The following is a 16,065-nucleotide window of genomic DNA, read 5'->3' as shown; positions in this document are numbered from 1 at the left end:
AAGTCCTTTACTCCTCCCTCTTACAGATGTTTATCTCAGGAAAACTGTTTAATATAAGTGCTGAAATTAACCTAAGTAATTACGGATTTCCTTAATAAAATGTCAGCAGATCCTAGTGTTAAAGCTTTCGTCGTATATTTTAGGCGTTATACTTTGCAATATTTTATACCCTAGTGTCTGACAAATATTCTTGTGTTGTTTACCCTTAGATAAATACCAGCAGTTCTATATCTGGTTTTAAGGTGATTATTTGATATGTAAGCGATAGCGCCCTGAATTCTTCCCAACCGCCAAATCTTGCTTAAACGTACTAATGGCAAGACTTTCAGACTTGTTGAATAAAAGTCATACAGCTAAAGAAGCATGTTAAGTTAACTACTTGGAATTTTTTTTGTAAAGCGGATTTTGCCAAATTGTCAGGATTTGTTGACTTCCTTAACATTTCTTGAGATAATTTCAGGATATGTGGGGTCAAAATAAAAAGAGTTCCGTATAGTAAACTACAAAATCCTAGCCACAAGTCTAATTTCTGTCATGTTTGTTCCTAACTATTAACGGGAATACTATCGTAAGTGTTAATTTGTGAGTAAAAACCATGAGTGTGAATACGGTGCCTTCTATCAATTACTACTCTCTAGATGTGATTCAAGACGAAGCACGCCGACTGGTGCAAAAGGGAATGATTAGCAGACAACAGCCAATATATACCCTCTGCCAATACATTCCAGCAAGAGAGTGGGTTTGCGTTGAATGCGAATTAGAAAAATGTGACTTTTTGTTACGCGATCGCATTGGCGATCTAATTGGTCGTGAACAATGGGATAACGACTAATCAATGTTTGATTTCGGATTTGGGATTGGGAGTTTATTTTTGATGTGTGGATGTCACAATCAACGATTCGCCGCCCAATCTGGGGGATAATCTCTGGTTTTTGATGAGCATTGCCCCATACAGAATCTTGCGTTTTTCATTAGCACAGAAGCATTGGAGTCTGAATTTATACAACTTTTCAAGTTAAACAAGGCATCAGAACCATTTATTCTGTATATCTGGTGCTACAGCTTGAGTCTAGTATGTAGATTCTGTGAGGTTCCTACATTTACCTATCGGGTAAGTGTAGGAACCTCACTTTTGACTTGCAATTCATTATCGTAAATAAAAGGGTTTAAGACCCCAACCATAAAGATAGCCCCAGTTTCAGTCGGGGTTTAAATCCCCCGGAGTTGCTCCTCTTGGGGAGACCCCAAGACCGGAGTCCTCTTCTCTGCGAGACGCTACGCGAACGTCTGAAATTGTCTAAAATGTTTGAATTTTGAATGCGTGAATTTTGAATTGCTAACCTACTTGCTCTAAATACTGATTAATGTCTTCAATGATGCGGGTAAGTTCAGCTTCAGTAGTCAAGCGGATGTTGAGGTTGCGGACAGTTAGCAAAACTTTGGCTGCGAAGGGCGTCGGCCAGATATTAGGATTACAGAAAATTTCTAAAAAGACTTCACCTGTATGACGATATTCCAGGGGAGGTTGGGGAGTTACTTTACCGCCGCCAGGAGTGGGTTTAGCGGCGACAGCCTTCAGGCGCACCATCAGTTTATCCGTCTCTGTCTTTAATTCTCGTGCTGCTTGAGATGAAAAACTGAAAGACACAGAACCTTCAATTAGGTTCAATGTTAAAGGAGTTGAAGACATATATTTTTGATTAAAACTTCTTGATAAGTACTAATATTACCGGAAGGAGGGGACTAAATCCCACTCTAAAAGTTTCCCGCGTCTTCTTCAAAGACCACTGATGGAATTTATCAAAGATTTGGGTTTAAAACCCCCTCTTTCTAAGACAGCCAATTCAAGGAAAGACTTTCATTGGAAAATAGCGCACCGAATTTGTGATGATGCTGGAATGGTATTTGTCGAAGATTTGAATTTAATTGGACTTTCTCGCGGAATGTTAGGGAAACATTGCTTAGATGCGGGATGGGGTCAATTCTTCCAAATACTTGAGCAATGTTGTTTTAAGCGCGGTGTGTATTTTCAGAAAGTTAATAGTAGAAAAACAAGTCAGATTTGCCCAAACTGTCAAATGGAAACTGGTAAAAAGGACTTGTCACAGCACGTTCATAGTTGCACAAATTGCGGATATATGACAAACAGAGACGTGGCAGCAGCGTTGGTTGTCTGTCAGAGAGGACTTGCAGCCGTGGGATACACGGTGAAGATGCTTGGTGAGGGTAAATTCGTTGGAATCCCTGCGACCCAAGAATCTTCGGGCTTATAGCCCGGAGAGTATCAAAGTATGTATTTTTAATACAATCTGTTCTGAACTAAGTGGACATATGAATAACAAAATTAATTAAAATATTCCTGGAATTAATGCTAAAAATATGCTGTTATCTGTAAAGCCATTACTAATGCCTATCTAACTTGTAGCTACTATTAGTTAAAAAGAATCTCAATAAATTGCGATAAAATATAGAGACTATAGAGAGACTTAACTCTTACTGCGTAAGACTTTGATACAGTTTATTTGTGTTTATTTATGTTTTAAGTTTTACATTAGAAGTCATAGAACTTGATGTGATAAATTATCTATGACTTACGATAACCGCGCAAAAGTGCGAAAGGTTTTAATTATTACTCTACTGCTCAACCTGTTTGTAATGGGATTGAAAGCACTTGTGGGCTATTGGACAGGTTCTTTGAGTTTGCTAGCTGATGCCTTGCATAGTGTGACAGATAGCGCCAACAACGTTTTAGGATTAATTGCAAGTAAATTTTCTTCTCCACAACCCGATCGCGAGCATCCCTACGGACATCACAAATTTGAAGCTGTGGGAGCTTTAGGAATTGCCTCATTTTTAGGAATCGCCTGTTTTGAAATTCTCCAAGGAGCAATCGAACGAATTCTCAAAGGTGGTGGTGAACCTGTGAGAATATCGCCATCTGAGTTGTGGTTATTACTAATTGTGCTGGGCGTGAATATTTTTGTGGCGTTTTACGAACGTGCTGTGGGTAGGCGGGTAGGTAGCTCAATTCTCATAGCTGACGCTACACATACCATGAGCGATATTTGGGTGACAATCTCTGTAATTGCCGGTTTGATAGGAGTTTGGCTAGGTTATCAATGGATGGATTTGGTGTTATCTTTTCCTGTCGCTTTGTTGGTATTTTGGAGTGGTTGGTCAGTTTTAAAAGAGAATTTGCCTTGGCTTGTGGATCAAATGGCGATCGCACCAGAAGTAATTCATGCGATCGCTACTTCTGTTCCAGGTGTAATTAACTGTCATGATATTGCCTCTCGCGGTGTTCTTGGTCGTCAAGTGTTCATTGAAATGCATTTAATAGTAGATGCACCAGACGTAGAAACCGCCCACCAGATCACCGAAGAAGTAGAAAGCCGATTAGAAGAAAGGTTTCGTCCAGTGAGGATTTTAATTCACGTCGAGCCACCAGGATATAAGTCTGAGCAAATTAGCTTTGAAAGTTGAGCAAAATAGTCTCAGCAATTCCAAATCACGCCCTGTTCAGAATATAGGACTCCGATTTGATTTTTGAATTGTTAACAGGATTTCATTTGAAATCTTATTCATAAATCAGACAGGAGTCCGATAATGGGGGATTTAGATCCGCCACTTTCATGTTGAGCATCAAATTTGCGACGATCGCAACTAGTTCTCCTGGATCAACTGGTTTAGCTACATGAGTCTGAAAGCCTGCTTCCAGGGACAGGCTACGATACTCGCTATCGCCATAGGCAGTTAAAGCGATCGCGGGAAGTTTTCCCCAAATATCAGGCTTCAGCGCCCGGATCTTGCGGATGAAGGTATAGCCATCTTCATCAGGCATAGCAATATCACAAATCAAGACATCTGGTTGCAACTCAGGTAGTATTTTCAATGCTACCGTTGCCGATGTAACTGCCATAACGCTGGCTCCATCAGTTTCCAACACGGTAGTAATGTAAAAACGGCTATCTTCATCATCATCAACTACGAGGATGTTTAAGCCAGCAAGGGGAAGAGCAGGTTGCATAACATCTCCATTAATGTTGATCAAATGAAAGTTATTTCTAATGATCTGCTTGTTTTTCTCTATAACCACACCATTTATAATTTTACTGCGATCGCGCCTATTTTCCTAGACAATAACTCAATTCGTCCAACCACTATCGAATTGATGGTTAATTATTCGCTGGCATTTATAATTATTGACTTGAGAAAATTTATGTTAGTGTTTAAATTGCTTTACATTGAAAACATTAACTTTAAGGAATAGTTTAAATTCCAGAATAATCTTGCTAATTACTGACTGCTTTATTAAGTAGGTAGGCGTAATTAAATATAAGATCAAACCTCACCCTCAATCCCTCTCCTCAGTAAGGAGAGGGAAGCCGGAGGCAGGGTGAGGTTTTATATTTAATTTGACCTACTTACTAACAGGTTGGGATTTTAATCGAGGCTTTAAAAAATAAAAAATTCTGAATTTTGAATCTTTCAACCCAAAATTCAAAATTTAAAATCTCAAATTCGGTGATCAGCTTTTAGTTAAGTAAATTCAAAACTTGATTACTCCCATTCAATGGTTCCTGGCGGCTTAGAGGTGATGTCATAAACCACCCGATTCACTCCTTTCACCTCATTCACAATCCGGGTGGAAATGACTTCCAGGACATCGTAAGGGACTCTAGCCCAATCAGCAGTCATGCCATCTTCACTGGTAACAATCCGCAAAACAATGGGGTAAGCGTAAGTACGTTGATCCCCCATAACGCCAACAGTCCGAATTGGCAGCAATACAGCAAACGCTTGCCAGAAATCATGATATATGCCGCGTTGGTTAATTTCTTGCCGTACAATCAAATCGGCATCGCGCAAAATGTTTAACCGCTCAGATGTGACTTCCCCCAGGATGCGAATTGCCAAACCAGGCCCAGGAAAAGGTTGTCGTTGGACAATTTCTTCTGGTAAACCAATGGAACGCCCAACTTTGCGGACTTCATCTTTAAATAGTTTCCGCAGTGGTTCCACCAATTTAAATCTTAGGTCTTTGGGCAAACCGCCAACATTATGATGACTCTTAATTTTCACCGCTACCCGCTCACCAGTTTGGGAGTCAACGTTGGTGTCAGCAGATTCGATCACATCTGGATAAAGAGTCCCTTGAGCCAGATAGTCAAACTGACCGAGGCGCTTGGATGTTTCCTCAAATACACTGATAAATTCGTGTCCAATACGGCGGCGTTTTTCTTCAGGATCTGTGATATCAGTAATCCTAGCTAAAAAGCGATCGCGGGCATTAACATACTCTACAGGAATGTGAAACTGCTCTTGGAACAGCTTTACTAATCGCTCTGGCTCATACTTTCGCATAAAGCCTTGATCGATAAACACGCAAGTCAGTTGGTCGCCAATCGCTTTGTAGAGCAAGAAGGCTAGGGTAGAAGAATCCACTCCCCCAGACAGTGCCAACAGCACCCGCTTTTCACCGACTCTGGCGCGAATTTCCCGAATTGCCTCTTCGACAAAAGCCGATGTTGTCCAAGTAGGTTCGCAATCGCAGATATGATAGACAAAATTACGGATTAATGCCAATCCACCAATAGAATGTACCACCTCTGGATGGAACTGAACGCCATAAAGTTTCCTTTCGTGGTCGGCAATGGCAGCACAGGGAGTATTTTCTGTATGTGCAAGCAATTCAAACCCTGATGGCATTTGGGTAACTGAGTCTCCATGACTCATCCACATAGTAGTGCCATCTTCGACATTAGTGAGCAAATCTGTGGGATCATCAATATATAATGATGCTTTGCCGTATTCACCTCGCTCGGCCTTTGCCACTTCGCCACCGAGTTGGTTCACCATCAGCTGCATCCCATAGCAAACACCCAAGATGGGTATTCCCAAATTCCAGATTTCTGCGTCACAATGGGGAGCGTGATCACCATAAACCGAACTCGGTCCACCAGAGAGGATGATTCCCTTAGGATTGAGTTGGCGCAAATGTTCAAAACTAGTGCGATAGGACAAAACTTCTGAGTATACTTGAGTTTCGCGGATGCGACGGGCAATCAGCTCCGAATATTGAGAGCCAAAGTCCAGAATTACAATCAATTGGCGATCAAGCCGCCCAAAATTTTCCAATGTTTGGGGCGCTTGTTCTGTTGGTAGAGTCACCACTGTATTCATGACGGAGAGTTATGTCTGTTAAGGATAGATGCTTTGTGGTCTATGGTGATGCTATTATTCAGCCAGGATAGGCTGATAATGGTATAGAGAGCCTTTACAAACGCGAGTTTATGTGCGTTTGTCTAGTCCCTGAGTCGGAGATGGTATTAAAACGATAAACTGATCCGAGAGTGGTTACTTAAAAGACTATTTATTTGGATTGTTTACGATTATTCATAATAAATTAACATAATTTTCCGATCAACAGAGTCGCAGTTTTACTCTTCACGATAATTTTGCGATCGCGATCAAAGAGGATAGAGCCACAGACTCTAACTCCCGCGCCACGTTCACTATGGCTTTGGATGTATTCTTGAGAACGAACATCGATGGTTTCGGCGATCGCAGTGTAAACTTGATTTACCCAATCATTATCAGTTGCAGCATCTAGCGATCGTAGATATGTCAGTGCGGCTTCGGCGGTAGCACTATTAAACACAGCTTGGATATCTGGTGATTTTAAACCAGCGATCGCACAGTGCGCTGCTAAAATTTCCCGCCGTCCATCAGCCAAGTAGTGATGAGTGTGAAAAATTCCCCCAGCGAGTTTCATCAGCTTACCGTGATAGCCAAATAATAAGATTTCTTTCACGCCCAGCACATCAGCTTCTACTAACATTGGGCCGAGCCAGTTAGCAGTTTTGACCAATTGCTCAGGATTAATCCCTAGTTTACGCGCCAAATCTAGGCCATTCTCCCCGATACAGAATACCAAACTCTCAAAACAACTGGCTTTATTTTGTAATTCGGCCCGAAAAACTGCAAGCTGATCTGGTGTACTCAAAGGTTGAGAAATACCAGTTGTGCCTAAAAGGGAAAGTCCTTCAACCACACCAAAAGCAGAATTTGAAGTCCGAACAGCAAGCGATCGCCCTTCGGGTAGAATAATCGTCACCATGATTTTTTCCCCCGGTGCTAGTATTCGTTGCAAATTCTCTTGCAACAGCCTATGAGCATAGGTATAAATAGCCGGCTTGTCATCAGCATTCACCTGTCTGCCAATTCCTTCCCCTCCTTTAATAATTACAACCTCTTCACCTTCTTCTCGCCATTCCACCAATGCCCAAATCGGTGTATCTTTAGTCAAATCAAGATTATCACCAGGGTCACTACGGGCGATCGCTAAAGCCATACTCTCAGATAGTCCTGCTACCTGTTCAATTGGGATTTCTGCGATTTGGCTTGGTTCAATCAAATCTATAGACGCTATGCTTAATGGTTGGCGATCGCGTAACCAATGTAAAGCTGCAACAGATGCAGCGCAGGCAAATACTGGGAGTGTGTAGCCAGAACGAGACATTAATAAAAACAGTTTTAGACGGCAATTTAATTTGTTTGATTAGTTTAGCATAATATATATTTGTGCTAAATGGGATGGGGAACATTCACCAATTTTTTAGCCTACAAGCTAGAACGCAAGGGTGGGAAGTTAGTGGAGATAGATAGATGGTTCCCCAGTTCCAAGCTTTGCTCTAATTGTTTTTATCAAATGAGTGAGATGCAATTGGATGTCCGTGAATGGACTTGTCCTCATTGCAATACCCATCACTCACGTGATGGAAATGCAGCCACCAATATTAGAGCAGAAGGCATCAGAATACTAAAGGCGGAATCTTTTCTGCCGTCTCTGCTGTAGGAGGGGAGGTAAGACCAAAACTAGGGCGAAAGTCAAAGTTGCGGCACTCCCCCGTGAGTACAGAAGCTCAGACTTCAGCCGCAGGCAAGTCTGAGTAGTTCACACATCAACTGTAGCTTAGTACAGCTTTGCGTAAAATCGTTGCTAATTGAGGGTTGAAACTTTAACGCAAAGGGAAGGCAGCGCAGTCTTGGGGGTTTACACTTCTTATGCCCCCCTACCGCATTGAAATTTTTAGAGAATACATGGTCTACTGAGAAACTAGACCCTTAAATAATCTGGTTGCAAAGGACACTTCTTAAATATGAACACAGTAGCGTTCACGGGTATTTCGTCCTGGGGCTGGTTGTACTGGATAATAGAGCCGCACTTAGCTATGCATATTCCAGATGGCTTCTTGAACTTACCTGTTATCCTTGTCACCTGGATAATTGCTATTGGTCTAATTGCACTAGCTATTAGGCGATCGCAGGCAGAATACCAAGAACGAGCTGTACCTTTAATGGGGGTTTGTGCAGCATTTATCTTTGCAGCCCAAATGATTAATTTTCCGATTCCTGGCGGCACTTCTGGACACCTTTTGGGCGGAACACTAGCAGGAGCTTTATTAGGGCCGTGGGCTGGATCACTAGTGATGGTGACAGTATTCATCGTGCAGGGTGTTTTGTTTCAGGATGGTGGACTGACGGTATTAGGAGCCAACATCTTTAACATGGGATTGATCGGTACATTTGGTGGTTATTATCTCTATCGCACAGTTAGATTTGCGACAGGGCGCGATACCTTGCGAGGACTGGTAATTGGCGCAGCGATCGCAGCTTGGACAAGCGTGGTAGTTGCTTCAGTTGTGTGTGCCTTGGAACTTGCTTTGTCGGGAACGATTCCTCTAACGGTGGCTTTGACAGCGATGGCTTCTTGGCACGTCATAATTGGCATTGGCGAGGCGCTGATTACTGTAGCAGCACTCAGTTTTATTTGGCGGACTCGACCAGACTTATTTTACGATCCGCCCCGTCAGACAAAATCACCTACCTCTCGTCCCATCTCTCGGTATTAAAAGGTATTTATGGAATCAGGACTGAATACTTATGAGTAGCAACCTCTCGCACTCGCGCAACCGGGCTTTTGTCATCGCTGGCTTAGGTATTGCTCTGCTGATTGCAATTTTCCTTTCGCCACTGGCTAGCAAAAATCCCGATGGGCTAGATAGAGTCTCAAAAGACCTGAAGTTTGACAGCAAAGAATTAGAACAGAAACCTGCTCAGAAATTACCCTTTTACGGCATATTTGATGAGTATGCTCTTAGAGGTGTACCATCCGCGATCGCCACACCATTGGCAGGTCTAGTGGGAACATTAGTAACTTTTAGTTTAGCTTGGGGTATTGGGAAATTAGTTGTACGTGGTTCTACCTCACCTTCCACAGAGGATGATACTCATTCAGACTCAGATGTGCCAGATTAAAAAAGAATTCAGAACTGAGAATACAATCAGTCAGGGATTTAAACCCCTTGATTCAGACGCTCACGGAATTTTAGATTTTAAATTTTGGAAAATGGAATTGAAGATTCAAAATCCAAAATTTAATGCATGTTTGAGAGCAAGCGAATTTAAACGCGAGAATAATTCTATTATCTAAAATCCAAAATTAAATGACTTGCCCCTGACTTGATTGCTCTTTTCAATCTAAAATCCAAAATCCAAAATTGCTTGACCGACTCCAATTCATGCTGAATTCTGACTCCTGAATTCTGTTTGTTAAATACAGATAGGAACTTAACATCATGCTGCTGCACATTGGGGCATTTGTGCTGGATGTCGATAGTAAACAGGCTACTCCCTGGCACAAACTCGCTCCCCGTACCCGTATACTCTGTACATTGTTGTTCGTGTTTGCCATTGTCCTAACCCCAGATGGGCATTGGTGGACTTGGGCTATTTATGGATTAGCTCTCTTGAGTCTATTATTACTGAGTCAAATCACCCTATTAGTACTACTAAAACGATTGGCAGTTGAGCTAACATTTATTGGTGTCGTTCTCCTGGGTACGTTGTTCCGGGGTGGGGGCGAGGTGTTATGGTCTTGGGGGCCATTACAGATTACGACAGTCGGGCTAACTATCTTGGGTAGTGTGACGCTTAAGGCATTGCTATCACTGTTGATACTGAACTTACTGACTTTAACAACTTCGGTAACGGCACTGCTTCACGCTCTGCTGGAACTGAGAACTCCACCACTCTTAGTAGCAATTTTAGCATCTATGTATCGCTATATCAGCGTATTAATCGGCGAGTTTAACGCGATGCGTCGAGCAGCCGAGTCCCGAAACCTGATGAACAACAACCGCTCAATCCGGTTAATTTTTGGCAATATGATAGGAGCGCTGTTTATCCGCACTTATGACCGGGGAAATTTGGTTTATCAGGCAATGCTATCACGGGGTTATCAAGGAGTACCACCAATGATGGAAAAAGCTTCGTCAGGGGGACGATCTGACGTTGTGGCTTTGAGTTTAACTATAATTTTGGCACTGTTGGGTCAGGCCATTTACTGGCGGAAATAAAATTTTTTAACGTTGTATTAATGCATCATAATCCCATATCAATTCAAAACCTTAGCTATACTTACCCTGACGGAACTCAAGCTTTGAAGGACATTAATTTGTCTATCAAAGCAACTGAGCGAGTGGCTTTAATCGGAGCCAATGGTTCAGGAAAATCTACGTTACTGTTACATCTGAATGGAATTCTCATGCCTCAATCGGGACAGATGACGATTGGAAAATGGCCTTTAACTGTTGAGAATTTGCGAGACATTCGGAATTTTGTCGGGTTGGTATTCCAAAATCCAGATAATCAGTTGTTCATGCCAACCGTTTGGGAAGATATTGCTTTTGGCCCGATGAATCTGGGTTTCCGAGGCGAGAAATTAATCCAGCAAGTTGTTCAGGCAATGGCAGCAGTTGATATTGATCCCCAATGGTATGGGCAACGGTATACCGATAATTTATCTGGAGGTGAGAAAAAACGGATTGCGATCGCTGGAGTTTTGGCAATGAACCCACAGATACTAGTATTTGATGAACCCTCGGCTCAATTAGATCCGCGTTGTCGTCGTCAATTCATTGAACTGCTGCAAAGCTTACCTCTGACGCAACTGATTGCAACCCACGATTTAGATTTAGCTTTGGATTTGTGCGATCGCACAGTTGTTCTCAGTCAAGGTCAGATCGTCTATGATGGCAAAACTGAGAAGGTAATGAGCAATCCAGAGTTTTTGCTTGGGCACGCTTTAGAGTTACCACTAAGCTATAGTCGCCCCTATTGTCAGCTGGAACATGCACCTATCAGCCCATCTCGATCCAGTTAATTTACTTACAGCTGTTTTCAGGTAAATAGACCACGCGGTAGGGGCACAGAAAAAGCTCATTAGTGTCAACTTAAGTTCAAATACCTGATGCACAGGCGTTTTACCCCCCTTAATCCCCCCTTATAAAGGGGGGAAACAGGAAATTTAGTTCCCTCCCCTTTATAAGGGGAGGGTTAGGGTGGGGTAATGCGGATCGTGATCGGAAGCCAGAGAACTAAATATCACGTGTTGACAAGGGTTTCACGTTAAGTTGACACGCATGAGCATTGCTGTGCCCCTACGACAGATGTGGTTCAAATACATGAAAACTGCTGTCAGACAATCACATTTAATTGTTAGCTAAAAAGATATTGCGATCGCTAGTGATTAACCCATATTCCGCACCGGAGAGTGTCAATTAAGCATCCTGAAGAGGAGTTGCATATTGAGATAGTAAAGCATGAGCAGCTTGACGATGTTTTTCTACCAACTGGGCTGGGGAAATAACTCGTGCGCTGTGCATATAACGATAAACCCAGAGGCTAAACTCATCAACAGAGCGAGGCGGCAGAGTAATTATATAATCTATGTAGCTAGGATTACCAGTAGTTTCATTTTTTAAACCAGGGATAATTTTTTGCTTGAGGTGACGTAGTTCCCCTTCTTGAATGAAAGCTGTAACTGGAGGAAAAAAACGCACTTTTACTGTTAACAATTCTAACTGTCCTTGTAGTTCTAGCTGCTGCTCTGAAGGTTGACCTAAATACAAACCCCAGCCATTTTTTAGTAGTTGATAAGCCTTGTTAAGACTATTCTTTTGTGCTTCTAGACCTCTACCTAGTCCATCACTCAAGGGTTTGCAGTAATTTTTAAAGCGGTTTAGCCGTCCAATTGCTAAATGCCCATTTTCAGAGTTTTCATAAAGCAGATACCAAGCAATATCATGATAAATTAACTGCAAAGGAACTACCTGTAAGAGTCCAATACGACTATTGCCATAGGGGTCACTAGCACGAGAAATTTCTATTGTTTGTCCTTGGCTAATGGCTGTTTCTAGCAGTGGTAACTGGTGAAATAGTGTATTACGGTTCTCTCCCTGTGCAGCCATTTCTTCGGGATCTGTATAAACTATGGCGCGGTTCAGATGCTGTCTGACAGGGTAAAAAAACTTACCTTGTAGTTCCATATCCAATCCCCGCAGTCTTTTGCTAAGTATTTCACAAATTCGCCTTAACTGCGGATCTCCCTGGTATTTGGCTTGGGATGCCAAAGCATTAAAAGCTACTTTTAATTCTGCCTGAGACATAGCACCAGTACCCAGATAATATCCCCAACGATACATTCGGCGTTCTAGGATGCCATAGCGGCGCAAGGTTTCTAAGTCTTTTCGCAGAGTAGCGATCGCCGGATAATCTTCTGGTAATCTGATTTTACACTCGACTGCTAGTTGCTGTAGGAATGTTCGTACTTGAGTAAGTGCATCGTGTTGTTTATCATAATTAGTGTTGATTAAATCGGGACAACCTATACCTGGATTCTTCAGCAAAGTTGCAATTAGCAACATCAGGCGTTCAAAGGATAGGCGTTCCGCGTAGGGGTGAGATGTAGATTTTTTGGGCATGAGGAATTATGAATTAAAAAATATTACTACTGCAAGTAATAATATAGCGTCAATTCTTTATACACAATAGTTATAACTTGGTTATAGTGGCAGCATCAATTATTTTCTTTTACTGGTATTTTGGTGAGTTCGGGGATATCGTAGTTAGTAATGGTACGGGATATTCACCTTTAAATAAGTCATATTTATAACTATGTATATTTCTCGTCGCGGTGCTAAACTACGTAATACTTTGGTATCGTTTTTCAATGGAAGTGTGACTCTGGTGATTTTGCTGATTGCTCCTTTGGGTTTGATGGCAGTAATTATCAATACTCTCTTGGTGACTTTTGCTACTTATGTTGTTTCCAACGTGGCAGATAAAGTTATTGCTGGGCTGGAATCAGGACAGAATGCAGAGTTAACGGCTTCATCTCAGCCTAGAAATCGTAATTCACGGCAATCTTATCTCCAGCGATGGTGGCGGTAACAACCTGACTTTTCATGTGGAAAAGCCCACGAAAAATCTAAGCCTCTTGCCGACGCGGGAAGGGGGAAAATTCAAAGTTTTTCTCCTTTTAGGCTACGGTGTACACACAAGTTTTTCTCAAGGCAATTGATGGTTAAGTCTCATAACCTCACCCTGGTTCTGCTACGCAAAACCTGTCCCTCTCCTTATAAAGGCTACGGTGTACACACAAGTTTTTCTCAACGCAATTGATGGTTAAGTCTCATAACCTCACCCTGGTTCTGCTACGCAAAACCTGTCCCTCTCCTTATAAAGGAGAGGGATGTCCGATTAGGTCTTTGACGCTCACTTCCTCTGAATCATTGTCCTGTCCCTCTCCTTACTAAGGCTACGGTGTACACATAAGTCTGAAAATAGCTGAAGAAGACAGGTTTTACCCCACCCTAACCCTCCCCTTGTAAAGGGGAGGGAACCGGAAATCTCATTTCCCCCCTTTATAAGGGGGGATTAAGGGGGGTGATACGACTTGTGTGTACACCGTAGCCTTACTAAGGAGAGGGATGTCCGATAGGACAGGGTGAGGTTTTGAAGGACTTTTGGGTAATCGGATAACTTGTGTGTACGCCGTAGCCTTTTAGGAGAGAGATTTTCCAGATAACGCGAAAAGTCAGCGTAACAAAAAATTCATAATTCATAATTTATAATTCATAATTCTATGCGAACTCTCTACGTTTCTCAGCAAAATTGTTATGTGTGTTTGCAGCAGGAGACTTTGCTTGTTAAGCAAGGAGAGACTATTTGCGGTGAGGTGCAATTACCTTTATTGGAACAAGTTCTGATTTTTGGTAAGTCGCAAGTTAGCACCCAAGCAATTCGCGCTTGTCTATGGCGAGATATTCCGATTACTTATTTATCGCGTATGGGTTTCTGCTATGGCAGGATTTTACCGATCGCTAGAGGATATCGCCAATTATCCCGCTATCAGCAGCAACTGTCATCAGTGGAAAAGTTAATCTCTGCGCGTGCGATTGTACAGGCAAAGTTAAAAAATAGTCGGGTGTTGATGCGACGACAGCGAAAAAGACTAGAGTCTCAGATTCTAGAAAATGTGCTGCAAAGTCTTGATTATTTGGCTAATCAAGCGGCGGTGGCTGATTCAGTTGAGAGATTGATGGGGTTTGAAGGTGCTGCTGCTGCACAATATTTTTCTGCTTTTGCTGAGTGTTTGACTAATACAGATTTTGTGTTTACTGCGCGTAGCCGTCGTCCTCCGGGAAATCCTGTGAATGCAATGTTGAGTTTTGGCTATCAGGTTCTTTGGAACCATTTATTAGCATTGATTGAACTTCAAGGACTTGATCCTTATTATGCTTGTTTGCACCAAGCACATGATGGTCATCCAGCGCTAGCTTCTGATTTAATTGAAGAATTTCGCGCCCCAATTGTAGATTCTTTGGTGTTGTGGCTAGTTAATAGTAAGGTTGTGAATGCCCAAAAAGATTTTGATTATCGTGATGGAGGATGTTATTTAAACGATTCTGGACGGCGGAAGTATCTTCAAGCTTTTTTACAAAGGATGGAAGAAGAAATTCAAACTGATTCTGGAGAGAAACAACCGAAATGGGATTTGTTGACGCAGCAGGTTAAGGCGTATAAGCAGTTTGTCTATAAGCCTAGCTCACTTTATCAGCCTTATCAGATTCGTTAGTTTATATGTTTTTGTATGTGGTGGTTTATGATATTCCTTGTGACAAACGCCGCAAAAAAGTATCAGATTTATTAGAAGGCTATGGTCAACGAGTTCAATATTCGGTGTTTGAATGTCGGTTGTCTGCTGATAAATATAAGGAACTGCGTCGCCGACTCAATAAAATAGTTAAGTTGGCTGAAGATAGTCTGCGGTTTTACCCTCTGTCACGTCATACTTTAGAACAGGTGGAATGTTGGGGTGTGGGTCCACCTGTTACAGAACTTCCAGGTTCGCTAATTATTTAGCTTGGTTACGAGGGGGTCTGGAAATCGCTGAAATGCTGATTGTGTCGTTTACCCCCTCGCCGCCTTGTCTTGTAAGGGTTGCAAGGATTTTTTTCACCGATGTTTTTGATTTTGCTGTCTCAAATTCTGACCCCCTCGCAAACTGCCTCTGGACTCTTGGCTAGATAAGGGTTTAAAATCGAGGAGTCTCCACTCGCTGGAGAAACTAATTGAATGGAAACGTAACACCACTGATTTGTACCTTAGTCTCACGTTTGTAGAGTGTCTCCACTCGCTGGAGAAACTAATTGAATGGAAACTCGATTCACGACATAAGGATTACTATCTTGAAACTTGCGATGGTCTCCACTCGCTGGAGAAACTAATTGAATGGAAACTACAATTCTTGATTCTAATTCTCCTAATACATTAAAGGCAAGTCTCCACTCGCTGGAGAAACTAATTGAATGGAAACCTCTAGCCGATGCCATAGATATCAGTGTAGCCTTTAGTCTCCACTCGCTGGAGAAACTAATTGAATGGAAACTCCATAATGAGTTTCGTCGAAAAATATCAAATCAAGTCTCCACTCGCTGGAGAAACTAATTGAATGGAAACCAACCAAAACAGTTTGCCAGCATTTTCGCAGTCCTTCGACAGTCTCCACTCGCTGGAGAAACTAATTGAATGGAAACGCTACTTTATTTTTGGTGGAAGAACACCGATTATAGGAATTGTCTCCACTCGCTGGAGAAACTAATTGAATGGAAACCTCGCGCCGTAGTTGCGCTGGGAGGCGAAAGGCATTGTCTCCCT

At 42.2% G+C, this 16,065-nt stretch carries 16 protein-coding genes, 1 pseudogene and 1 CRISPR repeat array; of the genes and pseudogenes, 12 read left to right on the top strand and 5 right to left on the bottom strand.

Features of this window, described 5'->3' with window-relative positions:
* Window positions 1-595: 595 nt before the first annotated feature.
* Window positions 596-832 carry a DUF4327 family protein gene (locus V7K36_RS15240; RefSeq protein ID WP_069073690.1) on the top strand — a complete coding sequence of 79 codons (237 nt, stop codon included), beginning with the start codon at window positions 596-598 and terminating at the stop codon, window positions 830-832.
* Between the two features lie 504 nt (window positions 833-1,336).
* Here V7K36_RS15240 and V7K36_RS15235 read toward each other — a convergent pair.
* Window positions 1,337-1,690 carry a hypothetical protein gene (locus V7K36_RS15235; protein ID WP_335117030.1) on the bottom strand — a complete coding sequence of 118 codons (354 nt, stop codon included), beginning with the start codon at window positions 1,688-1,690 and terminating at the stop codon, window positions 1,337-1,339.
* A gap of 100 nt (window positions 1,691-1,790) precedes the next feature.
* On the opposite strand from V7K36_RS15235, the gene V7K36_RS15230 reads away from it, so the two are divergent.
* Together V7K36_RS15230 and V7K36_RS15225 are read left to right on the top strand one after the other, a co-directional pair.
* On the top strand, window positions 1,791-2,273 hold the full coding sequence (locus V7K36_RS15230) for an RNA-guided endonuclease InsQ/TnpB family protein (protein ID WP_442948467.1): 483 nt from the start codon (window positions 1,791-1,793) through the stop codon (window positions 2,271-2,273).
* A gap of 313 nt (window positions 2,274-2,586) precedes the next feature.
* Window positions 2,587-3,483: a cation diffusion facilitator family transporter gene (locus tag V7K36_RS15225; protein ID WP_335117028.1), complete on the top strand. Its 897-nt coding sequence runs from the start codon at window positions 2,587-2,589 to the stop codon at window positions 3,481-3,483.
* 94 nt (window positions 3,484-3,577) lie between these two features.
* Here the strand turns inward: V7K36_RS15225 and V7K36_RS15220 are convergent, their stop codons facing one another.
* Window positions 3,578-4,027: a response regulator gene (locus tag V7K36_RS15220; RefSeq protein WP_335117026.1), complete on the bottom strand. Its 450-nt coding sequence runs from the start codon at window positions 4,025-4,027 to the stop codon at window positions 3,578-3,580.
* A 24-nt stretch (window positions 4,028-4,051) separates the two neighbouring features.
* On the opposite strand from V7K36_RS15220, the gene V7K36_RS15215 reads away from it, so the two are divergent.
* Complete coding sequence (locus V7K36_RS15215; RefSeq protein WP_335117024.1) at window positions 4,052-4,270, top strand: hypothetical protein; 219 nt, start codon at window positions 4,052-4,054, stop codon at window positions 4,268-4,270.
* A gap of 290 nt (window positions 4,271-4,560) precedes the next feature.
* On the opposite strand, the gene guaA is transcribed toward V7K36_RS15215, so the two are convergent.
* Window positions 4,561-6,183 carry a glutamine-hydrolyzing GMP synthase gene (guaA, locus tag V7K36_RS15210; protein WP_335117022.1) on the bottom strand — a complete coding sequence of 541 codons (1,623 nt, stop codon included), beginning with the start codon at window positions 6,181-6,183 and terminating at the stop codon, window positions 4,561-4,563.
* Between the two features lie 223 nt (window positions 6,184-6,406).
* A complete protein-coding gene (gene cbiD / locus V7K36_RS15205; protein WP_335117020.1) occupies window positions 6,407-7,522 on the bottom strand; it encodes a cobalt-precorrin-5B (C(1))-methyltransferase CbiD in 1,116 nt (371 codons plus the stop codon).
* A gap of 72 nt (window positions 7,523-7,594) precedes the next feature.
* On the opposite strand from cbiD, the pseudogene V7K36_RS15200 reads away from it, so the two are divergent.
* The 5 genes and pseudogenes from V7K36_RS15200 to V7K36_RS15180 form a co-directional block, all read left to right on the top strand.
* A pseudogene (locus V7K36_RS15200) lies at window positions 7,595-7,956 on the top strand (zinc ribbon domain-containing protein); the annotation flags it as partial.
* 206 nt (window positions 7,957-8,162) lie between these two features.
* The gene (gene cbiM / locus V7K36_RS15195; RefSeq protein ID WP_335117018.1) at window positions 8,163-8,915 is read left to right on the top strand and encodes a cobalt transporter CbiM; all 753 of its coding nucleotides are present in this window, start codon (window positions 8,163-8,165) and stop codon (window positions 8,913-8,915) included.
* Window positions 8,916-8,946: 31 nt separating this feature from the next.
* On the top strand, window positions 8,947-9,321 hold the full coding sequence (locus V7K36_RS15190; protein WP_335117016.1) for a PDGLE domain-containing protein: 375 nt from the start codon (window positions 8,947-8,949) through the stop codon (window positions 9,319-9,321).
* Between the two features lie 320 nt (window positions 9,322-9,641).
* A complete protein-coding gene (gene cbiQ, locus V7K36_RS15185; protein ID WP_335117014.1) occupies window positions 9,642-10,421 on the top strand; it encodes a cobalt ECF transporter T component CbiQ in 780 nt (259 codons plus the stop codon).
* A gap of 20 nt (window positions 10,422-10,441) precedes the next feature.
* Window positions 10,442-11,227: an energy-coupling factor ABC transporter ATP-binding protein gene (locus V7K36_RS15180; RefSeq protein ID WP_335117012.1), complete on the top strand. Its 786-nt coding sequence runs from the start codon at window positions 10,442-10,444 to the stop codon at window positions 11,225-11,227.
* Window positions 11,228-11,624: 397 nt separating this feature from the next.
* Here V7K36_RS15180 and V7K36_RS15175 read toward each other — a convergent pair whose 3' ends face one another.
* A complete protein-coding gene (locus V7K36_RS15175; RefSeq protein WP_335117010.1) occupies window positions 11,625-12,827 on the bottom strand; it encodes a helix-turn-helix transcriptional regulator in 1,203 nt (400 codons plus the stop codon).
* 193 nt (window positions 12,828-13,020) lie between these two features.
* Between V7K36_RS15175 and csx18 the strand changes: the two genes are divergently transcribed.
* From csx18 to cas2, 3 genes are all read left to right on the top strand, one after another.
* The gene (gene csx18, locus V7K36_RS15170) at window positions 13,021-13,296 is read left to right on the top strand and encodes a CRISPR-associated protein Csx18 (RefSeq protein WP_335117007.1); all 276 of its coding nucleotides are present in this window, start codon (window positions 13,021-13,023) and stop codon (window positions 13,294-13,296) included.
* 694 nt (window positions 13,297-13,990) lie between these two features.
* Window positions 13,991-14,983 carry a CRISPR-associated endonuclease Cas1 gene (gene cas1 / locus V7K36_RS15165; RefSeq protein ID WP_335117005.1) on the top strand — a complete coding sequence of 331 codons (993 nt, stop codon included), beginning with the start codon at window positions 13,991-13,993 and terminating at the stop codon, window positions 14,981-14,983.
* Window positions 14,984-14,988: 5 nt separating this feature from the next.
* The gene (cas2, locus tag V7K36_RS15160; RefSeq protein WP_335117003.1) at window positions 14,989-15,270 is read left to right on the top strand and encodes a CRISPR-associated endonuclease Cas2; all 282 of its coding nucleotides are present in this window, start codon (window positions 14,989-14,991) and stop codon (window positions 15,268-15,270) included.
* Between the two features lie 185 nt (window positions 15,271-15,455).
* Window positions 15,456-16,021: direct repeats of the CRISPR family, unit length 36 nt; unit sequence GTCTCCACTCGCTGGAGAAACTAATTGAATGGAAAC.
* Window positions 16,022-16,065: the final 44 nt, after the last annotated feature.

This window comes from Nostoc sp. (genome assembly GCF_036919555.1).
Lineage (GTDB): Bacteria > Cyanobacteriota > Cyanobacteriia > Cyanobacteriales > Nostocaceae > Nostoc.
Note: the sequence above shows the minus strand (reverse complement) of the source record. Positions and strands in the feature narration are given on the sequence as shown.

Coding starts and splice junctions, on each gene's coding strand:
- csx18 (WP_335117007.1), top strand. CDS start 13,021: ATGTATATTTCTCGTCGCGGTGCTAAACTACGTAATACTTTGGTATCG.
- V7K36_RS15175 (WP_335117010.1), bottom strand. CDS start 12,827: ATGCCCAAAAAATCTACATCTCACCCCTACGCGGAACGCCTATCCTTT.
- V7K36_RS15230 (WP_442948467.1), top strand. CDS start 1,791: ATGGAATTTATCAAAGATTTGGGTTTAAAACCCCCTCTTTCTAAGACA.
- V7K36_RS15215 (WP_335117024.1), top strand. CDS start 4,052: ATGAAAGTTATTTCTAATGATCTGCTTGTTTTTCTCTATAACCACACC.
- V7K36_RS15235 (WP_335117030.1), bottom strand. CDS start 1,690: ATGTCTTCAACTCCTTTAACATTGAACCTAATTGAAGGTTCTGTGTCT.
- V7K36_RS15225 (WP_335117028.1), top strand. CDS start 2,587: ATGACTTACGATAACCGCGCAAAAGTGCGAAAGGTTTTAATTATTACT.
- V7K36_RS15190 (WP_335117016.1), top strand. CDS start 8,947: ATGAGTAGCAACCTCTCGCACTCGCGCAACCGGGCTTTTGTCATCGCT.
- V7K36_RS15240 (WP_069073690.1), top strand. CDS start 596: ATGAGTGTGAATACGGTGCCTTCTATCAATTACTACTCTCTAGATGTG.
- V7K36_RS15220 (WP_335117026.1), bottom strand. CDS start 4,027: ATGCAACCTGCTCTTCCCCTTGCTGGCTTAAACATCCTCGTAGTTGAT.
- V7K36_RS15180 (WP_335117012.1), top strand. CDS start 10,442: ATGCATCATAATCCCATATCAATTCAAAACCTTAGCTATACTTACCCT.
- cas2 (WP_335117003.1), top strand. CDS start 14,989: ATGTTTTTGTATGTGGTGGTTTATGATATTCCTTGTGACAAACGCCGC.
- cbiM (WP_335117018.1), top strand. CDS start 8,163: ATGAACACAGTAGCGTTCACGGGTATTTCGTCCTGGGGCTGGTTGTAC.
- cbiD (WP_335117020.1), bottom strand. CDS start 7,522: ATGTCTCGTTCTGGCTACACACTCCCAGTATTTGCCTGCGCTGCATCT.
- cbiQ (WP_335117014.1), top strand. CDS start 9,642: ATGCTGCTGCACATTGGGGCATTTGTGCTGGATGTCGATAGTAAACAG.
- guaA (WP_335117022.1), bottom strand. CDS start 6,183: ATGAATACAGTGGTGACTCTACCAACAGAACAAGCGCCCCAAACATTG.
- cas1 (WP_335117005.1), top strand. CDS start 13,991: ATGCGAACTCTCTACGTTTCTCAGCAAAATTGTTATGTGTGTTTGCAG.